Source organism: Arthrobacter sp. PGP41, from assembly GCF_002953935.1.
Taxonomy (GTDB): domain Bacteria; phylum Actinomycetota; class Actinomycetes; order Actinomycetales; family Micrococcaceae; genus Arthrobacter.
Genome location: NZ_CP026514.1, coordinates 1,532,670 through 1,550,551 on the forward strand (window position 1 = coordinate 1,532,670; position 17,882 = coordinate 1,550,551).

A 17,882-nucleotide genomic window follows, 5' to 3' on the forward strand; every position below is an offset into this window, starting at 1 on the left:
ACCCAGCGATGCAGGTTTTCTCCCTTCCGCTGCGTGCACCGGACCAAACGTATATTCGTTTGCCGGTCGCCGGACAACACTCGAAGCTCCGCCTCCTGCTGGTCTTCCCGCCGTTTCCGGCTGTTCCCGTTTCCGCCACGAATCTGAGTCGTGGCCTCTCCGCCGGCGCTGCCTCCTGCAGCGCCCGGCCCAACAAGCCAGGAGGCTTGGATGACCGCAGGCCGTCAGCCCAGCGCGAATACTTCACCAATCACCGGCATTCGGCACTATTCTGGAACTGCCGAATCTTCAAAGGAGACCATGACCAGCCAGCCCAACACCGGATCAGATCCAGCCGCCCAGGACATGAGTCCTGCGGAAATCCAAGCTGTCATCGACCGGATTCTCTCCAAGGACGTACCGGCCAGGAAACTCAGCGTGCCAAGCGGCGGCGAGGAGGGCCGGGACGGGAAGGCAATGCTCGGCAAAGCCCAGGCGATTTCCCGCCTGGACGAAGAACACACAACGTACGACGGCGACCAGCAGGACCTTGAGGAACGCCGCGCCCTGCGCCGCACGGCAGGGCTTTCCACCGAACTGGAAGACGTTACCGAGGTCGAGTACCGGCAGCTGCGCCTTGAACGCGTGGTCCTGGCCGGGCTCTGGTCCGAGGGGACCCTGGCCGACGCCGAGAACTCGCTGCGGGAGCTCGCAGCCCTCGCGGAGACTGCCGGCTCCGAGGTTTTGGACGGGCTCGTCCAGCGGCGCGACAAGCCGGATCCTGGAACGTTCCTCGGCTCGGGCAAGGCCCTGGAGCTCCGGGACATCGTGATGTCCACCGGCGCTGACACCGTGGTGGTGGATGCCGAGCTCGCGCCCTCCCAGCGCCGGGGCCTGGAGGACATCGTCAAGGTCAAGGTCATCGACCGGACGGCCCTGATCCTGGACATCTTTGCCCAGCACGCCAAGAGCCGCGAAGGCAAAGCCCAGGTGGAGCTGGCCCAGCTGGAGTACCTCCTGCCGCGCCTGCGTGGCTGGGGTGAGTCGATGTCCCGCCAGGCCGGTGGCCAGGTGGGCAGCGCGGCTGCCGGCATGGGTTCACGTGGTCCCGGTGAGACAAAGATCGAGCTGGACCGCCGCCGGATCCGTACACGGATGGCCAAGCTGCGGCGGGAGATCGCCGCGATGAAGCCGGCCCGCGAGACCAAACGGGCCAACCGCCGTCGTAATGCCGTGCCGTCCGTAGCGATTGCCGGGTACACCAACGCGGGCAAGTCCTCCCTGCTGAACCGCCTGACCGACGCCGGAGTCCTGGTGGAGAACGCCCTGTTCGCCACCCTGGATCCCACCGTCCGCAAAGCGGAAACCGCGGATGGCCTGGGCTATACCCTTGCCGACACCGTGGGGTTCGTCCGTTCGCTGCCAACCCAGCTGGTGGAAGCGTTCCGCTCCACGCTCGAGGAAGTCGCCGACGCGGACCTGATCCTGCACGTGGTGGACGTTTCGCACCCGGATCCCGAGGGGCAGATCGCCGCAGTCCGCAAGGTCTTCAGCGAGGTGGATGCCCGCAAGGTGCCCGAAATCATCGTGCTCAACAAAGCCGATGCCGCTGATCCGTTCGTGGTGGAACGGCTCAAGCAGCGCGAGCCCCGGCACGTGGTGGTCTCGGCCCGTACGGGGGAAGGCATCGGCGAGCTGCTGAAGGCAATCAGCGACGCCATTCCCCGGCCCAGCGTCAAGCTGGAACTGCTTATCCCGTACGACCGCGGAGACCTGCTCAGCAAGCTTCACGACTCCGACGCCGAGATCATCAGCGTCGACCACGTTGAAGCCGGAACCAGGGCCGTCGTGATGGTCCGGGAAGGCTTCGCGGCTGAACTGGAACCTTTCGTCAGCAATGACTGAGGCCGTGGCGGGAGAAGCCACGGAAACGGCCGGCGAGCAGTTCGTGATCGAACTGCTCGACCGGGCCGTGGCCGGCATGGGCGGGCAAAGCCGTGCCGGCCAGCACGAGATGGCCAGGCAGGTGGCCCGCGCCATTGAATCGGGGGACCACCTGCTGGTCCAGGCGGGGACCGGCACCGGCAAGTCCCTGGCCTACCTCATCCCCCTGATCGCGCACGCCCTGCAGAGCAACAAGCCCGCCCTGGTGTCAACGGCCACCCTGGCCCTCCAGACGCAGATTGTGGGCAGGGACCTGCCCCGGCTGCTCAAGGCGATCACGCCCGCCCTGGACAGGCCCGTCAAAGTGGCCCTGGTCAAGGGCCGCTCCAACTACGTCTGCCGGCACAAGCTGGAAGGCGGCTTCCCCAGTGAGGAGCCGTCCGAGGGCCAGCTGTTCAGCCTGGGCGAGGACACCAGCGTCCCGCATTTCGCAGCAGCCGTGGGCGGCCCCTCGTCCCAGCTCGGCAAGGAGGTGGTGCGGCTCCGGGAATGGGCTGAAAAGACCCACACGGGCGACCGGGATGAACTCCTGCCGGGCGTCACGGACCGTGCCTGGCGGCAGGTTTCGGTGACCTCCATGGAGTGCCTGGGCGCCCAGAAGTGCCCCATGGCCGCGGAATGCTTCAGCGAACTGGCGCGCCAGGATGCTGCTGAAGCGGATGTTGTGGTCACCAACCATGCGATGCTCGCTGTCAGCGCGTTCGAAGGCCTGGCCGTCCTGCCCGAGTATGACGTGGTGGTGGTGGATGAGGCCCATGAACTGCAGGACAGGGTCACCGGGGCGGTCTCCGGCCAGCTCTCGGTGGCCATGGTCCACGCTGCTGCCGCCGGTGCGCGGAAGCACACGGCCATCACGGTTGATGCGTTGAACGCCGCAGCCGCCAACTTGGAGCTCGCATTGGCAGGCGTACCCAACGGGCTGCTCCCGAACGGGCTCAACGATGAACAGCTGGACTGCGTGGACCAGCTGCGGGACGCCTGCCGCGCTGCCCTCTCGGATTCAAAGGGGGACAGCAGCGCCACGGCCGACGGCGGCAGGCAGCTTGCGCGGTCCCGGCTGCTGCTCATCCTGGAACTTTGTGAACGGCTCCTGGCAGCCCGGGAGAACCGCGAAGTGGTGTGGTTTTCCCGTGCCAGCTCCTTTGATCCTGCGCAGGGATTCTCCCAGCCGGACGAGACCGCTCCGGCGTTGATCAACATTGCGCCGCTGTCCGTTGCCGGAAGGCTGCGTGAGGGGCTCTTCGCCGGCCACACGGTGGTGCTGACCTCCGCGACGCTGGCCATCGGTTCCGCATTCGAGCCTGCAGCGGGCGGACTGGGCCTGGTGGGCGACGGCGCCCCCAGCTGGACCGGCGTTGACGTGGGATCGCCCTTCGACTACCCGAAGCAGGGCATCCTCTACGTTGCCGGGCACCTGCCGAAGCCCGGCCGGGGCGCCTCCCCGGAAGCGCTGGACGAACTGGAAGCCCTGATCCGTGCATCCGGTGGCGGGGCACTGTGCCTGTTCTCGTCCCGGCGTGCGGCAGAGGAAGCGGCCGAGGCGCTTCGCCCCAAGCTGGGAATAACGGTCCTCTGCCAGGGTGACTCCACCATGACCGCCCTGGTAAAGCAGTTCGCCGACGAGCCCGATACCTGCCTGTTCGGGACCATGTCCCTCTGGCAGGGCGTGGACGTCCCCGGCGGCTCGTGCCGGCTGGTGGTGATAGACCGCATTCCGTTTCCGCGGCCGGACGATCCCCTCATGACGGCGCGCTCACGGGCGGTAGCACAGGCCGGTGGAAACGGCTTCATGTCGGTTTCGGCCACGCACGCCGCGATCCGGCTCGCCCAGGGGGCCGGCCGGCTGATCCGTTCCACGGGCGACAGGGGAGTGGTGGCCGTGCTGGACTCCCGGTTGGCCACCGAGCGCTATGCCGGGTTCCTCCGCGGGGCGCTGCCGCCCTTCTGGTCCACAACAGACCGGAAGACGGCGATCGCAGCCCTGGAACGGCTGGCCCGGGAAAACGCCTGAGCCCGCCTCGCTGCGGCGGGCGGAGTTTCCCGGCTACAGCGAGCGGAGTACGGACACAACCTTGCCCATGATGGTGGCGTGGTCCCCGAGGATGGGTTCGTACTGGGTGTTCTGCGGCAGCAGCCACGTGTGGCCGTCGCGCTGGCGGAATGTCTTGACGGTGGCTTCGTCATCCAGGAGCGCGGCCACAATGTCCCCGTTGGCGGCATCCTGCTGGCGGCGGACCACAACCCAGTCGCCGTCGCAGATGGCCGCATCCACCATGGAATCCCCGGCTACCCGAAGCATGAACAGTTCCCCCTGGCCCACCAGTTGCCTGGGGAGCGGCATGACATCCTCCACCAGCTGGTCGGCAAGGATGGGGCCGCCTGCGGCGATCCGGCCCACCAGGGGGACCATTGCCGTGTCCAGGGCGGTGGGCAGTTCGGTGACAGTCGCTGTACCGGGTGAACGCACGGCGGACGCCTGGCTGGCCGGCTTTGCGGCTCCGCCGTCCAGGGTCAGGGGCATGAGGACTTCCATGGCCCGGGGCCGCTTGGGGTCGCGGCGGAGGTAGCCAAGCTTCTCAAGCTGGGAGAGCTGGTGCGTGACGCTCGAAAGGCTCGCCAGCCCCACGGTGTCGCCGATCTCCCGCATGGACGGCGGGTACCCGTTCTCGTTGACCGAGCGCTGGATGGTTTCGAGGATTTTCTTCTGCCGTGGAGTCAGGCCCTTGGCGGTCCTCTTCGGTTGCGCGGTTGCCCTGCCCCCGGCGGCTGCTGCTGCCATGTTCGCCAATGCCTTTCGGTTCCGCCGGTCCGTTCCATGGCCAGGCCCTGGAAGGTCCCGCCCTTGAATGTCAGACCCTGCTGATCGACTGTCCGGGTGGTTGTTCTTTGGTTCAAAGCTAGGCCAGCCGCATTGCTTTTTCAAACATTTGTTCTAGCGAGTCTCGACAATGTTCGTTGATAGGTGCTAAAACAGAGAAAGCAAAGTTCGAATATATGTTCTACTGACTGCCCTGGTCCTTCGAAGACCGCGCCGGAATACGTCCGGCCGGGGGCGGCGGGAAGGACGTCCGGGCAGCACAGTACGGTCCAGGAGGGCTCAGATCATGTCAGGTACATCTGTTACGCGGGGTTCACGCCAACAGCTGCTTTCGGTGCAGCAAATCATGTCCCAGTCGGACAATCGTCTGGCCGGGCGGCCTGCGCCTCTTCCGCCGCTTCGGCTGACCCGTCGCGGTCGCATCGTGCTAATCGGCATTCCGCTGGTCCTGCTGGCTGCGCTGCTCTTCTCCCTGGCGGGCTTTTTCAATGCCCCGGCCAAGGCGTCGGAGTCCGCGACGGATCTTGCAACGACGCCCACTGTCGCAGTGACGGTCCAGCCAGGCGAGTCGTTGTGGGGTATCGCCGCCAGCGTCTCGCCGGAGCGCGACCCGCGGGACGTCGTCGCGGACATCGTGCAGCTGAACAACCTCCCTGCCGGCGCGGTCTTTCCCGGCCAGCAATTGTTCGTGCCTGCAAGTTAGGGCCCGGCATTTTGCCTCTCCACGGGCGTGAGGGCGCAGCATGCGGGAGCGAACAGGAAACCGTCACATTTTCCGGTGTCCGGCGCTGGCACTAAACTGTTCAGGTGAATGACCAGCTAGAGCGCCTGAACCGGCTTCCCCTCCGCAGCAACCTTCGCGGGCTTACCCCCTATGGCGCGCCCCAGCTGGACGTTCCAATCCTCCTGAACGTGAATGAAAACACCCACGGGGTCCCGGCTGACGTCAGGGCAGCCATTACCGCCGCGGTATCCGATGCGGCAGCGGGACTCAATCGATACCCGGACCGGGAATTCACGGAGCTGCGAAAGGCGTTGGCGGAGTACCTGGGGCACGGGCTGGATGAATCCAACCTTTGGGCGGCCAATGGCTCCAACGAAGTACTTCAGCAGATACTCCAGGCCTTCGGCGGGCCGGGACGTACAGCGCTCGGATTCCCTCCCACGTACTCCATGTATCCCCTGCTGGCCAGCGGAACGGACACGGAATACATTGTGGGTGAGCGTGCCGGCGATTACGGACTCAGCGCCGAATCGGCGGCGCGGCAGGTCAAGGAGCTGCAGCCCAACATCGTCTTCCTGTGTTCACCCAATAACCCCACGGGAACCGGCCTCGGGCTGGACGTGGTGGAAGCCGTCTACGAGGCCGGCGAAGAAAGCCAGTCCATCGTCATCGTCGATGAGGCTTACCACGAGTTTGCACACGACGGAACGCCCAGTGCGTTGACGCTGCTGCCGGGGCGGGAACGGCTGATCGTCTCGAGGACCATGAGCAAGGCGTTCGCGCTGGCCGGTGCCCGCCTCGGCTACATGGCTGCGGCCCCCGAAGTAACCGACGCGCTGCGGCTCGTCCGTCTCCCGTACCACCTTTCGGCCATCACCCAGGCCACCGCCCTCGCCGCCCTCCAGCACCGCGAGACGCTGATGGCGGATGTGGAGGACATCAAGAAGCAGCGGGACCGCATTGTTTCCGAGCTGCTGAGGATGGGCCTCAAGCCTGCCGCCTCAGACTCCAACTATGTGTTTTTCGGCGGCCTGGAGAACCCCCATCAGGTGTGGCAGGAACTGCTGGATGCGGGTGTGCTGGTCCGGGATGTGGGAATCCCAGGCCATCTCCGCGTCACTGCCGGAACTGAGACCGAAACCACAGCTTTCCTCACCTGCCTTGAAAGCATCCTTGCCAGCCAGGCCAAGCTTCCCGCCTAGACTGGGAGTACCGGCGCTGGACGCCCCGAACCACCCCTTCTGCCCAAAAGGACCCAAGCATGAGTACCACCGGATCGAATGTTGCTGCGGCCCGCACCGCGCGCATGGAACGTGCCACCAGTGAGTCCTCTGTGCTCGTGGAAATCAACCTCGACGGTACCGGCGCCTCGGACATCGACACCTCGGTGCCGTTCTACGACCACATGCTCACGGCGCTCTGCAAGCACTCCCTGATCGACATGACCGTCAAAGCCACAGGTGACATCCACATCGATGTCCACCACACGGTGGAGGACGTTGCCATCACCTTCGGTGAAGTGCTGCGCACCGCCCTGGGGAACAAAGCCGGGATCCGCCGGTTTGGAGAAGCCACCGTTCCCCTGGACGAAGCGCTGGCCCACGCCGTCGTGGACGTCTCCGGGCGGCCCTACCTGGTGCACGGCGGCGAGCCTGCCGGCCAGGAATACCACCTGATTGGCGGCCACTTCACCGGATCCCTCACCCGCCACGTCTTCGAAGCGATCACCCTGCACGCCGGCATCTGCCTGCACATGAACGTCATAGCGGGCCGGGATCCCCACCACATTGTCGAAGCCCAGTTCAAGGCCTTCGCCCGGGCACTTCGCGCAGCAGTTGAGCCCGATCCGCGCGTTGAAGGAATCCCCTCCACGAAGGGTGCGCTGTGAGCGGGCAGGTCCTGCAGGACGGCGCAATCGTCGATCCCTCGGCCTCCCGGAAACTCCCCTCGCCCGAAGGCAAGCCCACCGTCACGGTCCTGGACTACGGTTCCGGCAACGTCCGGTCCGCGGTGCGAGCCCTTGAACGCGCCGGCGCGGAAGTCATCCTGAGCTCCAAGCCCGAGGACGTCCTGAACGCCGACGGCCTGGTGGTTCCCGGCGTCGGTGCCTTCGAAACGGTGATGCGGGAGCTCAAAGCCGTGGACGGCATCCGCCTTATCGGCAGGCGGGTGGCCGGCGGCCGGCCGGTGCTGGGGATCTGCGTGGGTCTCCAGGTGCTTTTTGAGGCGGGCGTCGAACACGGCACGGAGGCGGAGGGCATCGGCGAATGGCCAGGCAAGGTGGAGCTCCTGCCGGCCGACGTGGTGCCGCACATGGGCTGGAACACCGTGAAGGTGCCCGAGGGATCCAAGCTGTTCGCCGGCGTCGAAAACGAGCGGTTCTACTTCGTGCACTCATACGGGGTGCAGGAGTGGAACTTCGATGTTGTGCAGCCGCGCATGGCCGCACCCCTGGTCACCTGGTCCGAGCACGGCGGGCCGTTCATAGCAGCGGTCGAAAACGGTCCGCTGTGCGCCACCCAGTTCCACCCGGAGAAGTCCGGTGACGCCGGCGCCCGGCTCCTGCGCAACTGGGTGCAGAACCTCAAAAAGCCGGCTCCTGGCGGCCCGGTCCCCGCGGGCGCCCCTTCAACGGAAGACGGCGCCGCCTAGATGTGGTCGATCGTCCTGATGGGGCTGGCCGGCCTGCTGGTCGGCGGTGCCCTGTCCTTCAGGCAGCAGCACAAGCCGCTCTGGACCCAGATTTCGTTTTACGTTTTGGCGGGCATGTCGCTGCTCGCTGCCTACCTGCTGACGCTGCCGGGCAACTGACCGCCGGCTGGCAATACTGACCCCGACCCGAAGGATTGACATGACCTCCGCAACCGACCTGCCGGTTCTTGAACTGCTGCCCGCCGTCGACGTCGTCAACGGCCAGGCCGTCCGGCTGGTCCAGGGGGAAGCGGGCAGTGAGACCAGCTACGGAACCCCGCTGGAAGCAGCGCTGAACTGGCAGCAGCAGGGTGCCGAATGGGTGCACCTCGTGGACCTCGATGCCGCATTCGGACGCGGCTCCAACGCGGAACTGCTCCGCGAAGTGGTGGGCCGGCTGGACATCAAGGTGGAACTCTCCGGCGGCCTCCGTGATGACGAAACCCTGGAAGCGGCCCTGGACCTTGGCGTTGCCCGCGTGAACCTGGGAACCGCCGCGCTGGAGAATCCCGATTGGACGCGCCGGGCAATCGAGCGCTTTGGCGACAAAATCGCCGTCGGGCTGGATGTCCGCGGCACCACGCTGTCCGGCCGCGGCTGGACCAAGGAAGGCGGGGACCTCTGGGATGTCCTGGGCCGTCTTGAGGACGCCGGCTGCAGCCGCTACGTGGTCACGGACGTGACCAAAGACGGCACCCTGCAGGGACCCAACGTGGAACTCCTGCGCCAGATGGTGGAAAAGACCGGCAAGCCGGTGGTTGCTTCGGGCGGCATCTCCAGCCTCGACGACCTCCGTGTCCTGCGCTCGTTGGTTCCCTTGGGCGTTGAAGGCGCCATCGTGGGCAAGGCCCTCTACGCCGGAGCCTTCACGCTGCCCGAAGCGCTCGACGTCGCCGGCCGCCGCTAAACGTCCCGGCATGGCCAGCAACGAATTAGGCGCCCCGTCCCCGCGCCAGCTGCCGGGGCACATCGCTGCGGCGCTGGCGGGCGCCGGCGGCGGTGCCGATTCTGCAGGCCGGCCCTGGGCAGGCCGAAGCCTGGCCGGTGACGATGCCAAAATCCACAACTTCGAGAACGACGACGGAACGGCCAGCGAGGCCTACCTCGCCGCAGTTGCGGCCTTGCGGAAAGGAACGGGGGACGAAGCCGGCGTGGTGGCTTCGCTGGCCACCGCCCGCGTATTCATCCCCATCGTGGCCCGGCTCGCCGAGGAAGCGGAAGGAGCGCACGGCCTGAACGCCGACAAACAGGCGGACATGGCCCTGGTCACCCTCAAGGCTGCCGACGGCAGGACAGCCATGCCCGCCTTCACTTCAACGGCGGCCCTGGCCGCCTGGCACCCCGAGGCCAGGCCGGTTGCCGTGTATGCGGCCCGCGCGGCGCTCTCGGCCGTCGCCGAAGGCGCCGAACTGCTGGTCCTCGATCCGGGCTCCGGGTTCACGTTTGTGGTGCGGCGGCCCGCGGTCTGGGCCCTGGCGCAGCAGCACGGGTGGGTCCCGTCGTACAGGGACGAAGAGCTCGCGGAGGAGATGGGCCGGGCCGCTGCAGGTTTTCCCGCCGTCCGGAACCTCGAGCTGGCGCCGGGCAGGGGAGTGGCCGCCCTGGCCGCCGATGGGACCATGGCCGCAGGCGGCGGCGCAGGGCCGGAACTGCAGGTGGTGCTTTACCTCGAAGACGGACTTGATGCGGCCGGGGTGCAGGACCTCATAGCAGGCCTCCAGTCGGAGTGGTCGCGGAATGTATTGTTTGGGGAGCGCGTCGACTCGATCGAGGTCAAGTTGAGGCGCGCAGAACGCTAGCCGCAGCGAGGCGGGGTGATCCCCGGCCCACGGCGGCAGACATGAGGATCACTGTGAATTTCGCTCTCTACCGGGAGTTGCTCGCCGTCGGGCCCGTCCGCAGGCTGCTCTTGGTGGGCATGGTTGCCCGAATACCCCATTCCGCGGCCGGCGTGCTGCTGACCCTGCATATCGTCCTCAGCCTGGACGAGGGATATGCCGCTGCGGGCGCCGCCGCCGCCGTCATGACCATCGGCATTGCGGTTGGCGCGCCGTGGCGCGGGCGGCGCGTGGACACCGTGGGCCTGCGCACCGCACTGATCCCGTCCGTGATCTCGGAAACCGTCATTTGGTCTGTTGTTCCTCATGTGTCGTACCAGTGGCTGCTTCCGCTGGTGTTTGTGGGCGGCCTGCTCACGCTCCCCATCTTCAGCGTGGTCCGCCAGTCCCTGGGCGTGCTGGCCGACGGCGACCAGCGCCGTACGGCCTTTGCCCTCGACGCGATCACCACCGAGATCGTGTTCATGATCGGCCCCGCCGCAGGTGCCATCGTTGCCACCAGCGGGTTCACAGTGCTGGGCCTGACCGTGGTGGGCGTTTCCACGTCGCTGGCCGGCCTGTTCCTGATGTGGTTCAACCCGCCCACTCGAAGTGCGGACCAAACCGGGGAGTCCAGCGCCGACGAGTGCCGCGCGGCAGAAGCGGCCGTCGTGGCCGCCGCCCCGGCGCATTTGCAGGAGGCGGCGGCGGAACTGGCGCCTGCGGAAACCCGGGGCCGCGCCGGATTCCGCGGCAAGGTTGCGCACAATTTTGCATGGTTTACGGCGGCCGTCGGCGCGGTCTTTGCGGTGGCTGCGGGCGCCGGCATGGTCCTGAGCGGGACGGATGTGGGCATTGTTGCCGCCCTGGAGACGGGCGGCCACCAGCGCGACATCGGCATCGTGTTCGTCTTCTGGTGCGCAGCGTCGGTGGCGGGCGGCCTGGTATACGGCGCCATGCACCGCCCCGTCTCTCCGCTGGTCCTGCTGCTGGGGATGGCGGCACTGACCATCCCCATGGGCTTCGCCCACGACACCTGGACGCTGGCCTTCGCCTCGCTCCTGCCGGGACTGCTGTGCGCGCCCGTGCTGTCATCAGCATCAGAAAAAGTGGCGGATTTGGTGGCGGAGGAACGCCGCGGGGAGGCCATGGGCTGGTATGGCTCCGCGCTGACGGCCGGCGTGGCCCTGGGCGCACCGCTCGCGGGCGTCTTCATCGACGGCACGGGACCGTCCGGAGGGTTTGTGTCGGTGGGGGTTGCCGGCGTGCTCCTATGCTTTGCCGGGCTGTTCCTCCAGCAGCGGCGGCGCCGCGCTGCCTGACGCAGTTTCTTCCATCGGTTGCTCCACAGTTGTCCTTTTGGCCGCGCTAAACGGCAGCTACGGAGCAATCGATGGACCGCGGAGGTACTTTGCCTGGGAAACGACGACGGCGGGACGACCCGTAAAGGCCGTCCCGCCGTCGCAAGGCGCTTGGGTGGGTTCTTCCTTAGTTCACTGCCCCGGTGTACTTCTCGCCCGGGCCCTTGCCGGGGGCATCGGGGATCAGCGACTCTTCGCGGAACGCCAGCTGCAGCGACCGGAGGCCGTCACGCAAGGGCCCTGCGTGCTGGGAGCCGATCTCCGGGGCGGCCGCGGTCACCAGGCCGGCCAGGGCCGTGATCAGTTTCCGTGCCTCGTCCAGGTCCTTCAGCTCCTCGGCGTTGTCCTCCGCCGCAAGCCCCAGCTTGACGGCGGCTGCGCTCATCAGATGGACGGCTGCGGTGGTGATGACCTCGATCGCCGGAACTTCGGAAATGTCGCGGACCTGCCGGGAGACATCGGGACCGGCGGCTGCCGGCTCGAAAACGTGTGAATTACTGTCTGGGGTGCTCATACTGGTAAGCTTGACACAGACCAACTGGATGTCGTTATTTCAGAGATTGATCCAACAATCAAGGTTCCCACCGGCGCTGCACAGCGTTGACGGGAATTTTTTCTGTAAGATGGCATGCAGTTTGCAAGCGGAGTTCTCTCCCACCCGCGTCAGCCGCTGTTCCGAAGTTTAGGAACTCAAGGTTGCCGGGTACCTGGTTGGGCATGGCACCGGCATCCGCCGGAACTGTGCGTGCAGTCCCTTGACGGGCGCTGTATCCGATCTTTCTGAGGCCTTCGATTGCTCCGGCAGTTGGGGGCCTTCTCTATTTGCCGGATTCCACAACAAAAACAGGAGCTTTAACATTAGCGAGCCAAGAATCAATGAGCGTATCCGCGTCCCCGAGGTGCGGCTGGTCGGCCCTGCAGGTGAACAGGTAGGAATCGTCCGTATTGAGGATGCCCTGCGTCTGGCTGCCGAGTCCGACCTTGATCTCGTTGAAGTTGCACCTCAGGCGAAGCCTCCGGTGTGCAAGCTGATGGACTTCGGCAAGTACAAGTACGAGGCCGCGGTTAAGGCACGGGAAGCCCGGAAGAACCAGACGAACACCGTTCTGAAGGAAATCCGCTTCCGACTGAAGATTGACACCCACGACTACGAGACCAAGCGCGGCCACGCATTGCGCTTCCTCGGCGCCGGGGACAAGGTCAAGGCCATGATCCAGTTCCGTGGCCGTGAGCAGCAGCGTCCGGAAATGGGCATCCGCCTGCTCCAGCGCTTCGCCGACGACGTCGCTGAAGTGGGTGTTGTGGAGTCCAGCCCCCGCATTGACGGCCGCAACATGGTCATGGTGGTCGGCCCGCTGAAGAATAAGGCTGAGGCCAAGGCCGAAGCCCGCCGCGCCACCCAGCGTGCCGAGGCGAAGGCGCAGAACGAAGCCAAGGCTTCCGGGCGCGTTGACACGTCCGGCGACGATCAGGCGCCCCTGACGCAGTCCCTGGCGGATCTGCTTCCCGAAGGTTTCACCGTCTCCACCGAACCTGAGGCAGTAGCCGAGGCCCCTGCACAGGAGCCGGCCGCCGTCGTCGAACCTGCTGCAGCCGAAGCTCCCGCCAAGGCAGCGGAAGCTCCCAAGCAGGAAGCGCCCCAGCAGGAAGCTCCCAAGCAGGAAGCCCCGAAGGCGGCTGCTCCGAAGGCGGCGGCCCCCAAGGCTGCCGCTCCGAAGGCTGCTCCCGCCCCCAAGGCTGTTGCGGAGAAGCCCGCCGCGGCTGCTCCGGCAGCAGCGCCGAAGCCCGCAGCGGTTCCGGCTCCGCCGAAGCCGGTGGCCAGGCCTGCCGCACCGAAGCCTGCTGCCCGCCCTGCCCCCAAGGCAGTGCCGAAGCCGGCCGGCAAGAAGACCACTTAGTCCACAGCTGCCGGAGGTCGCCCTCCGGCAGTCAGCAACCAGCACGCCGCCCTGAGGGGCAGCTGCGCGATAGAGCTGCAGGCCCAGCCTGCGGAACGTAAGGAGATCGGTTCCCATGCCGAAGATGAAGACCCACAGTGGTGCCAAGAAGCGCTTCAAGCTGACCGGAAGCGGCAAGCTGCGCCGCCAGCAGGCCAACCGCCGCCATTACCTCGAGCACAAGTCCTCGCGGCTGACCCGTCGCCTTGCCGGCGACAAGATCGTCTTCAAGGGCGACGCCAAGGTCATCCGGAAGATGCTCGGCATCTAGTTTCCAAGTTCTTTGACTGACCATCACCTGGTGGCCGGTCACCTACCAAAAAGCCTTCTCAGGCCGCCGGGAAACCGGCAGTAGATGCTTGGGATCAGATTTTCGAAGGAGTACGCACGTGGCACGTGTGAAGAGGGCGGTCAACGCCCACAAGAAGCGCCGGGTTATCCTTGAACGCGCAAAGGGCTACCGTGGACAGCGTTCACGCCTGTACCGCAAGGCCAAAGAGCAGCTGCTGCACTCGTTTGTGTACAGCTACGGCGACCGCAAGAAGAAGAAGGGTGACTTCCGCCGCCTGTGGATCCAGCGCATCAACGCTGCATCCCGCGCCAACGGACTCACCTACAACCGCCTGATCCAGGGCCTGAAGGCCGCTGAGGTTGAGGTTGACCGCCGCATGCTCGCCGAGCTCGCGGTTTCCGACGCCAACGCGTTCGCTGCGCTGGTCAAGGTTGCCAAGGATTCCCTGCCTGCCGACACCTCCGCCAAGAAGGTTGTTGCCTAGCAACTGGCTGTCCCGCCAGGGACGGTTCAGGAACCCGTGGCCCTAGCCACTAAAGTTCTTATATGAACGAAACCGGGCGCCCGCAAGATTTTCCGCTGTCCAATCCCCGAGCTGATCGGGTGAGGGACGTGGCAAAACTTGCCGGGCGCCCGGCCCGTTTAAAGCGCGGCCTGTTCCTTGCCGAAGGGCCCCAGGCGGTCCGCGAGGCCCTCAGGCTCCACCAGCAGCGCCTTGCCGCCGGAGCCCCGGGTGTGGTCACGGAGGTCTTTGCCAGCGAAAGCTGCCTGGACCGGTTCCCGGAATTCGAAGACCTGTCCCAAGGGGTCAACGCCCGCCTTGCCACTGACGAGGTCCTCGCTGCCATGGCGGATACCGTCAACCCGCAGGGGATCGTCGCAGTCTGCCGCTTCCTGGACGTGGCGCTGCAGGAAGTGCTCGACGCCGGGCCCCGCCTGATTGCCGTGCTGTGCCAGGTCCGTGACCCCGGGAATGCGGGGACCGTCCTCCGGGCGGCAGACGCCGCCGGCGCGGACGCCGTCATCCTCACATCCTCCAGCGTGGACATCTACAACCCCAAGGCGGTGCGGTCCACGGCCGGTTCGCTTTTCCACCTCCCGGTGGTGCTGGGCACCGACATCGGCGATCTGGTTGCGGCGTGCAGGGCGCGAGGGGTAGGCATACTGGCAGCGGACGGCTACGGTTCCCTCAACCTGGATACCCTGCAGGACGAGAACGCCCGGCGGCGGCTGACCGGCGAAGGTCCGGAATCGGCCTATGCCCTGGAGCAGCCCACGGCGTGGCTCTTTGGGAACGAGGCCCAGGGCCTGTCCCAGGAAGAGCTCGCGCTGGCCGACCATCGGGTTGCCGTGCCCGTGTACGGTTCCGCGGAGAGCCTGAACCTGGGTACCGCGGCAACGGTTTGCCTCTACGCCAGCGCGCGGTCCCAGCACTTGCCTGCGCCGGTGACAGCCTAGGCCGGAACCCGGCCGCGGTTCCATTGCCCGGCCGGTCGAAAAATATAAGGGCTCCGGATTTCCGGAGCCCTTGCTGTTGATGATTCAGTCGGGAGAGCAACTCAGGGTGCGCGGGTAGCCTTGCCGCGTCCGGTGATTGCTCCGTAGATGCCGGCAACAACAAGGCCGCCGACGATAGCGAGAATCCAGGTGCCCAGGTCAAAGAAGGCAAGATCGCCCTTGTTGAACAGGAGGCTGCCGATCCAGCCGCCCACAATGGCGCCCACTACACCCAAAACAAGGCTGGTGACCCAACCCCCGCCAACCCGTCCGGGCATGACGGCCTTAACAATGGCCCCTACGATAAGGCCGAGGATAATCCAAGCAAGAAAACCCATGTCTCCTCCTTATAGTGGCCGGGATCTGATGGTCCCGATGAGGCTCAAGCTAACACAGGGCCCTGCCAATGTCAGCAGGCTTAGGGTCGCCGCCGGTGCATGCGGGATGTTGCGGCGGGTACGGTGACTATGGGCGGGCCGAGGCCGGATCCGCGTTTTCCTCACTGAACCGTAACCGTAAAGAGGTGAAGCCCTGTGGCTGCAAATGGCGGTACCAAGGCGATTGTGGCAGCCCTGGCTGCCAACCTGACCATCGCCGCCCTTAAGTTCGTGGCGTATGCCCTGACGCTTTCCTCGTCAATGCTCGCAGAAGCCATCCACTCCGTGGCCGACTCCGGCAACCAGATCCTGCTGCTGGTAGGTGGCAAGAAGGCGAAACGGGCTGCCAGCCCCGAGCACCCCTTCGGCTACGGCCGGGAGCGCTACATCTACGCGTTCATTGTCTCCATCGTCCTGTTCAGCGTCGGCGGCCTCTTCGCCCTCTATGAGGCATGGGACAAGTTCCAGCACCCGCATGCCATCGAAGGCGGCTTCTGGTGGGTTCCGCTGGCCGTGCTGGTGGGCGCGATCATCGCCGAGTCCTTCTCGTTCCGGACCGCCATCATCGAGTCGAACCACGTCCGGGGGCAGCAGTCCTGGGCCAAGTTTGTGCGCAGCGCCAAGCAGCCTGAGCTGCCGGTGATCCTGCTTGAGGACCTCGGTGCGCTGGTGGGCCTGGTCTTCGCCCTGATCGGCGTCAGCCTGACGCTCCTCACGGGGGACGGACTCTGGGATGCCGCCGGCACGGCGATGATCGGCCTGCTGCTGGTGGCGATCGCCGTCGTCCTCGCGTTGGAGACCAAGTCCCTGCTCCTGGGCGAGTCCGCAACAAAGGACGACGTCGCAAAGATCGCCGCGGCGATCGAAGCTGACGGCGGGCGAATCATCCACCTCAAGACCCTGCACCTCGGCCCCGAGGAGCTCCTCGTGGCGGCCAAGATCGCCGTCAGCCACTCCGCCACGGGGGATGAGATTGCACGGGAAATAGACGCTGCTGAAGCGAGGATCCGCGCGGCCGTGCCCATCGCCCGGGTCATCTACCTTGAGCCCGACCTTCACCGGGCCGACGCCACGGGGGCTGGCCAGCAGCCTGCTGCCGTTGCCCCGCAGCCGTAACTGTGCTTCCGTAACTATTGCCTGGCTGGAAGCCGCCGGCCGCCCCGGTCCCGAAGGATCAGGCGGTCAGCGGCTTCCTGCGTTCCAGGAGTCCGCTGGCGATGGCGACGCCGAGTCCCAACAGGGCGAGGACAGCGCCTACCAGCGCCGGGGCAACATAACCCCAGCCGAGCGCGATCACCACTCCGCCCAGGAAGGCCCCCAGCGCATTGGCAACGTTGAGCGCGGCATGGTTCAGTGACGAAGCGAGGGACGGCGCGTCCGGCGATGCATCCAGCAGCCTGGTCTGCAGCGCCGGGACCAGCATGGACCCTGAAGCGCCCACCACGAACACCATGACGAAGGCAGACCACGGCCAGTGGACGGCCACGGCGTAGACCACCAAGGCAACAGCTATGGCAGGCAGCACCTTGTACAGGGTTCCCATCACGGACTTGTCAGCGAACCTGCCGCCCACGATGTTGCCGGCCACCATTCCCAGGCCATAGAGGGCCACCACCAGCGGAATCAGTGACGACGGCATGCCTGCCACGAGTGTCATGGTGTGGGCGATGTAGGTGTAGGTGGCGAAGAAGCCGCCAAAGCCTACGATGCCGATCAGGATGGCCAGCCAGACCTGCAGGCGCTTGAGGGCTCCCAGTTCGCGCCGGATGCTGGCGTCAGGGTGCGCCTCGTGGAACGGTACGGATTTCCAGACCAGGGCAAGCGTCAGCAGTCCTATGAATCCCACCAGGATAAACAGCAGCCGCCAGCCGTAGGTTTGCCCCATCCACGTGGCAAAGGGCACCCCCACCACGTTGGAGATGCTGAGCCCCGCCATCACCATGGAGATTGCCCAACCCCGCCGGGTTGGCGGAACCAGCGAGGCTGCAATGACAGCCGCAACTCCGAAGAACGCGCCGTGCGGCAGGCCGGCGGCGAAGCGCGAGGCCAGCATGGTCCCGTAGTCGGGCGCGAGGAAGGAAAGGAAGTTGGCCACCGTGAAGAACAGGATGAGCCCGAGTGCCAGGTGCTTGCGGGGGAGCCTGGCGCCGACGGCGGCGAGCAGCGGGGCCCCGACCACAACGCCCAGGGCGTAGGCGGAGATGAGGTGGCCGGCTTCCGGTGTTGATATCCCGAGGCCCTGCTCCACTTCCTTCAGCAGGCCCATCATGGTGAATTCCGTAACGCCGATGCCCACCCCGCCCATGGCGAGGGCAAAGATAGCCAGGGCGACGTTGGGGGATCGGATGGGGGCTGCCGTGGATGTTTCGAGGACGCTGCTCATGGGCCTGCTTTTCGGGGTAGAAACTGTGATGGGACCGGTGCCACGGCAGTGGGGCTGATGAA

The 17,882-nt window shown here is 66.1% G+C and carries 19 protein-coding genes; 15 read left to right on the forward strand and 4 right to left on the reverse strand.

Annotation, left to right across the window (positions count from 1 at the left end; translation table 11 throughout):
• The first annotated feature begins 300 nt into the window (after positions 1-300).
• Together hflX and C3B78_RS06960 are read left to right on the forward strand one after the other, a co-directional pair.
• Positions 301-1,884, forward strand: coding sequence for a GTPase HflX (gene hflX / locus C3B78_RS06955; protein ID WP_104997420.1), 1,584 nt, complete (start codon positions 301-303; stop codon positions 1,882-1,884).
• Complete coding sequence (locus C3B78_RS06960; protein ID WP_104997421.1) at positions 1,877-3,934, forward strand: ATP-dependent DNA helicase; 2,058 nt, start codon at positions 1,877-1,879, stop codon at positions 3,932-3,934. Before hflX ends, C3B78_RS06960 begins: the two co-directional genes overlap by 8 nt.
• A gap of 33 nt (positions 3,935-3,967) precedes the next feature.
• Here C3B78_RS06960 and lexA read toward each other — a convergent pair whose 3' ends face one another.
• Entirely contained in the window at positions 3,968-4,702 is a 735-nt protein-coding gene (lexA, locus tag C3B78_RS06965) for a transcriptional repressor LexA (RefSeq protein WP_104997422.1), read from the reverse strand.
• 385 nt (positions 4,703-5,087) lie between these two features.
• On the opposite strand from lexA, the gene C3B78_RS06970 reads away from it, so the two are divergent.
• From C3B78_RS06970 to C3B78_RS07000, 8 genes are all read left to right on the forward strand, one after another.
• Positions 5,088-5,444: a LysM peptidoglycan-binding domain-containing protein gene (locus C3B78_RS06970; protein WP_104999682.1), complete on the forward strand. Its 357-nt coding sequence runs from the start codon at positions 5,088-5,090 to the stop codon at positions 5,442-5,444.
• A gap of 104 nt (positions 5,445-5,548) precedes the next feature.
• Positions 5,549-6,667: a histidinol-phosphate transaminase gene (locus C3B78_RS06975; protein ID WP_104997423.1), complete on the forward strand. Its 1,119-nt coding sequence runs from the start codon at positions 5,549-5,551 to the stop codon at positions 6,665-6,667.
• A 59-nt stretch (positions 6,668-6,726) separates the two neighbouring features.
• Positions 6,727-7,353, forward strand: a complete 627-nt coding sequence (gene hisB, locus C3B78_RS06980) for an imidazoleglycerol-phosphate dehydratase HisB (protein ID WP_104997424.1) — start codon at positions 6,727-6,729, stop codon at positions 7,351-7,353.
• The gene (gene hisH, locus C3B78_RS06985) at positions 7,350-8,117 is read left to right on the forward strand and encodes an imidazole glycerol phosphate synthase subunit HisH (protein WP_104997425.1); all 768 of its coding nucleotides are present in this window, start codon (positions 7,350-7,352) and stop codon (positions 8,115-8,117) included. Before hisB ends, hisH begins: the two co-directional genes overlap by 4 nt.
• Entirely contained in the window at positions 8,118-8,276 is a 159-nt protein-coding gene (locus tag C3B78_RS19840) for a hypothetical protein (RefSeq protein WP_197432389.1), read from the forward strand.
• Positions 8,277-8,316: 40 nt separating this feature from the next.
• A complete protein-coding gene (gene priA / locus C3B78_RS06990) occupies positions 8,317-9,063 on the forward strand; it encodes a bifunctional 1-(5-phosphoribosyl)-5-((5-phosphoribosylamino)methylideneamino)imidazole-4-carboxamide isomerase/phosphoribosylanthranilate isomerase PriA (protein WP_104997426.1) in 747 nt (248 codons plus the stop codon).
• 10 nt (positions 9,064-9,073) lie between these two features.
• Entirely contained in the window at positions 9,074-9,955 is an 882-nt protein-coding gene (locus C3B78_RS06995; protein ID WP_104997427.1) for an SseB family protein, read from the forward strand.
• A 53-nt stretch (positions 9,956-10,008) separates the two neighbouring features.
• Positions 10,009-11,295 (forward strand): MFS transporter, encoded by a 1,287-nt coding sequence (locus C3B78_RS07000; protein ID WP_104999683.1) that lies wholly within the window; start codon positions 10,009-10,011, stop codon positions 11,293-11,295.
• Between the two features lie 166 nt (positions 11,296-11,461).
• Here C3B78_RS07000 and C3B78_RS07005 read toward each other — a convergent pair whose 3' ends face one another.
• On the reverse strand, positions 11,462-11,848 hold the full coding sequence (locus C3B78_RS07005) for a DUF1844 domain-containing protein (protein WP_104997428.1): 387 nt from the start codon (positions 11,846-11,848) through the stop codon (positions 11,462-11,464).
• A 385-nt stretch (positions 11,849-12,233) separates the two neighbouring features.
• Here C3B78_RS07005 and infC point away from each other — a divergent pair, with 385 nt between their 5' ends.
• The 4 genes from infC (at position 12,234) to C3B78_RS07025 (ending at position 15,021) form a co-directional block, all read left to right on the forward strand.
• Positions 12,234-13,232 (forward strand): translation initiation factor IF-3, encoded by a 999-nt coding sequence (gene infC / locus C3B78_RS07010; RefSeq protein ID WP_234005545.1) that lies wholly within the window; start codon positions 12,234-12,236, stop codon positions 13,230-13,232.
• 115 nt (positions 13,233-13,347) lie between these two features.
• The gene (rpmI, locus tag C3B78_RS07015; protein WP_009358635.1) at positions 13,348-13,542 is read left to right on the forward strand and encodes a 50S ribosomal protein L35; all 195 of its coding nucleotides are present in this window, start codon (positions 13,348-13,350) and stop codon (positions 13,540-13,542) included.
• Between the two features lie 118 nt (positions 13,543-13,660).
• Complete coding sequence (gene rplT / locus C3B78_RS07020; protein ID WP_066274920.1) at positions 13,661-14,047, forward strand: 50S ribosomal protein L20; 387 nt, start codon at positions 13,661-13,663, stop codon at positions 14,045-14,047.
• A 62-nt stretch (positions 14,048-14,109) separates the two neighbouring features.
• Positions 14,110-15,021, forward strand: a complete 912-nt coding sequence (locus C3B78_RS07025; protein WP_104997429.1) for a TrmH family RNA methyltransferase — start codon at positions 14,110-14,112, stop codon at positions 15,019-15,021.
• Between the two features lie 101 nt (positions 15,022-15,122).
• Here C3B78_RS07025 and C3B78_RS07030 read toward each other — a convergent pair whose 3' ends face one another.
• Entirely contained in the window at positions 15,123-15,398 is a 276-nt protein-coding gene (locus C3B78_RS07030) for a GlsB/YeaQ/YmgE family stress response membrane protein (RefSeq protein WP_066274925.1), read from the reverse strand.
• 195 nt (positions 15,399-15,593) lie between these two features.
• Here C3B78_RS07030 and C3B78_RS07035 point away from each other — a divergent pair, with 195 nt between their 5' ends.
• Positions 15,594-16,553, forward strand: a complete 960-nt coding sequence (locus C3B78_RS07035; RefSeq protein WP_104997430.1) for a cation diffusion facilitator family transporter — start codon at positions 15,594-15,596, stop codon at positions 16,551-16,553.
• A 58-nt stretch (positions 16,554-16,611) separates the two neighbouring features.
• On the opposite strand, the gene C3B78_RS07040 is transcribed toward C3B78_RS07035, so the two are convergent.
• Positions 16,612-17,820: an MFS transporter gene (locus tag C3B78_RS07040; RefSeq protein WP_104997431.1), complete on the reverse strand. Its 1,209-nt coding sequence runs from the start codon at positions 17,818-17,820 to the stop codon at positions 16,612-16,614.
• Positions 17,821-17,882 lie beyond the last annotated feature (62 nt).

Excerpts from the sequence above, each read along its gene's own strand:
- rpmI (WP_009358635.1), top strand. The coding sequence starts at position 13,348 with ATGCCGAAGATGAAGACCCACAGTGGTGCCAAGAAGCGCTTCAAGCTG.
- C3B78_RS07025 (WP_104997429.1), top strand. The coding sequence starts at position 14,110 with ATGAACGAAACCGGGCGCCCGCAAGATTTTCCGCTGTCCAATCCCCGA.
- C3B78_RS07005 (WP_104997428.1), bottom strand. The coding sequence starts at position 11,848 with ATGAGCACCCCAGACAGTAATTCACACGTTTTCGAGCCGGCAGCCGCC.
- hflX (WP_104997420.1), top strand. The coding sequence starts at position 301 with ATGACCAGCCAGCCCAACACCGGATCAGATCCAGCCGCCCAGGACATG.
- hisB (WP_104997424.1), top strand. The coding sequence starts at position 6,727 with ATGAGTACCACCGGATCGAATGTTGCTGCGGCCCGCACCGCGCGCATG.
- priA (WP_104997426.1), top strand. The coding sequence starts at position 8,317 with ATGACCTCCGCAACCGACCTGCCGGTTCTTGAACTGCTGCCCGCCGTC.
- C3B78_RS06970 (WP_104999682.1), top strand. The coding sequence starts at position 5,088 with ATGTCCCAGTCGGACAATCGTCTGGCCGGGCGGCCTGCGCCTCTTCCG.
- C3B78_RS19840 (WP_197432389.1), top strand. The coding sequence starts at position 8,118 with ATGTGGTCGATCGTCCTGATGGGGCTGGCCGGCCTGCTGGTCGGCGGT.
- C3B78_RS07040 (WP_104997431.1), bottom strand. The coding sequence starts at position 17,820 with ATGAGCAGCGTCCTCGAAACATCCACGGCAGCCCCCATCCGATCCCCC.
- C3B78_RS06960 (WP_104997421.1), top strand. The coding sequence starts at position 1,877 with ATGACTGAGGCCGTGGCGGGAGAAGCCACGGAAACGGCCGGCGAGCAG.
- C3B78_RS07030 (WP_066274925.1), bottom strand. The coding sequence starts at position 15,398 with ATGGGTTTTCTTGCTTGGATTATCCTCGGCCTTATCGTAGGGGCCATT.
- lexA (WP_104997422.1), bottom strand. The coding sequence starts at position 4,702 with ATGGCAGCAGCAGCCGCCGGGGGCAGGGCAACCGCGCAACCGAAGAGG.
- C3B78_RS06995 (WP_104997427.1), top strand. The coding sequence starts at position 9,074 with ATGGCCAGCAACGAATTAGGCGCCCCGTCCCCGCGCCAGCTGCCGGGG.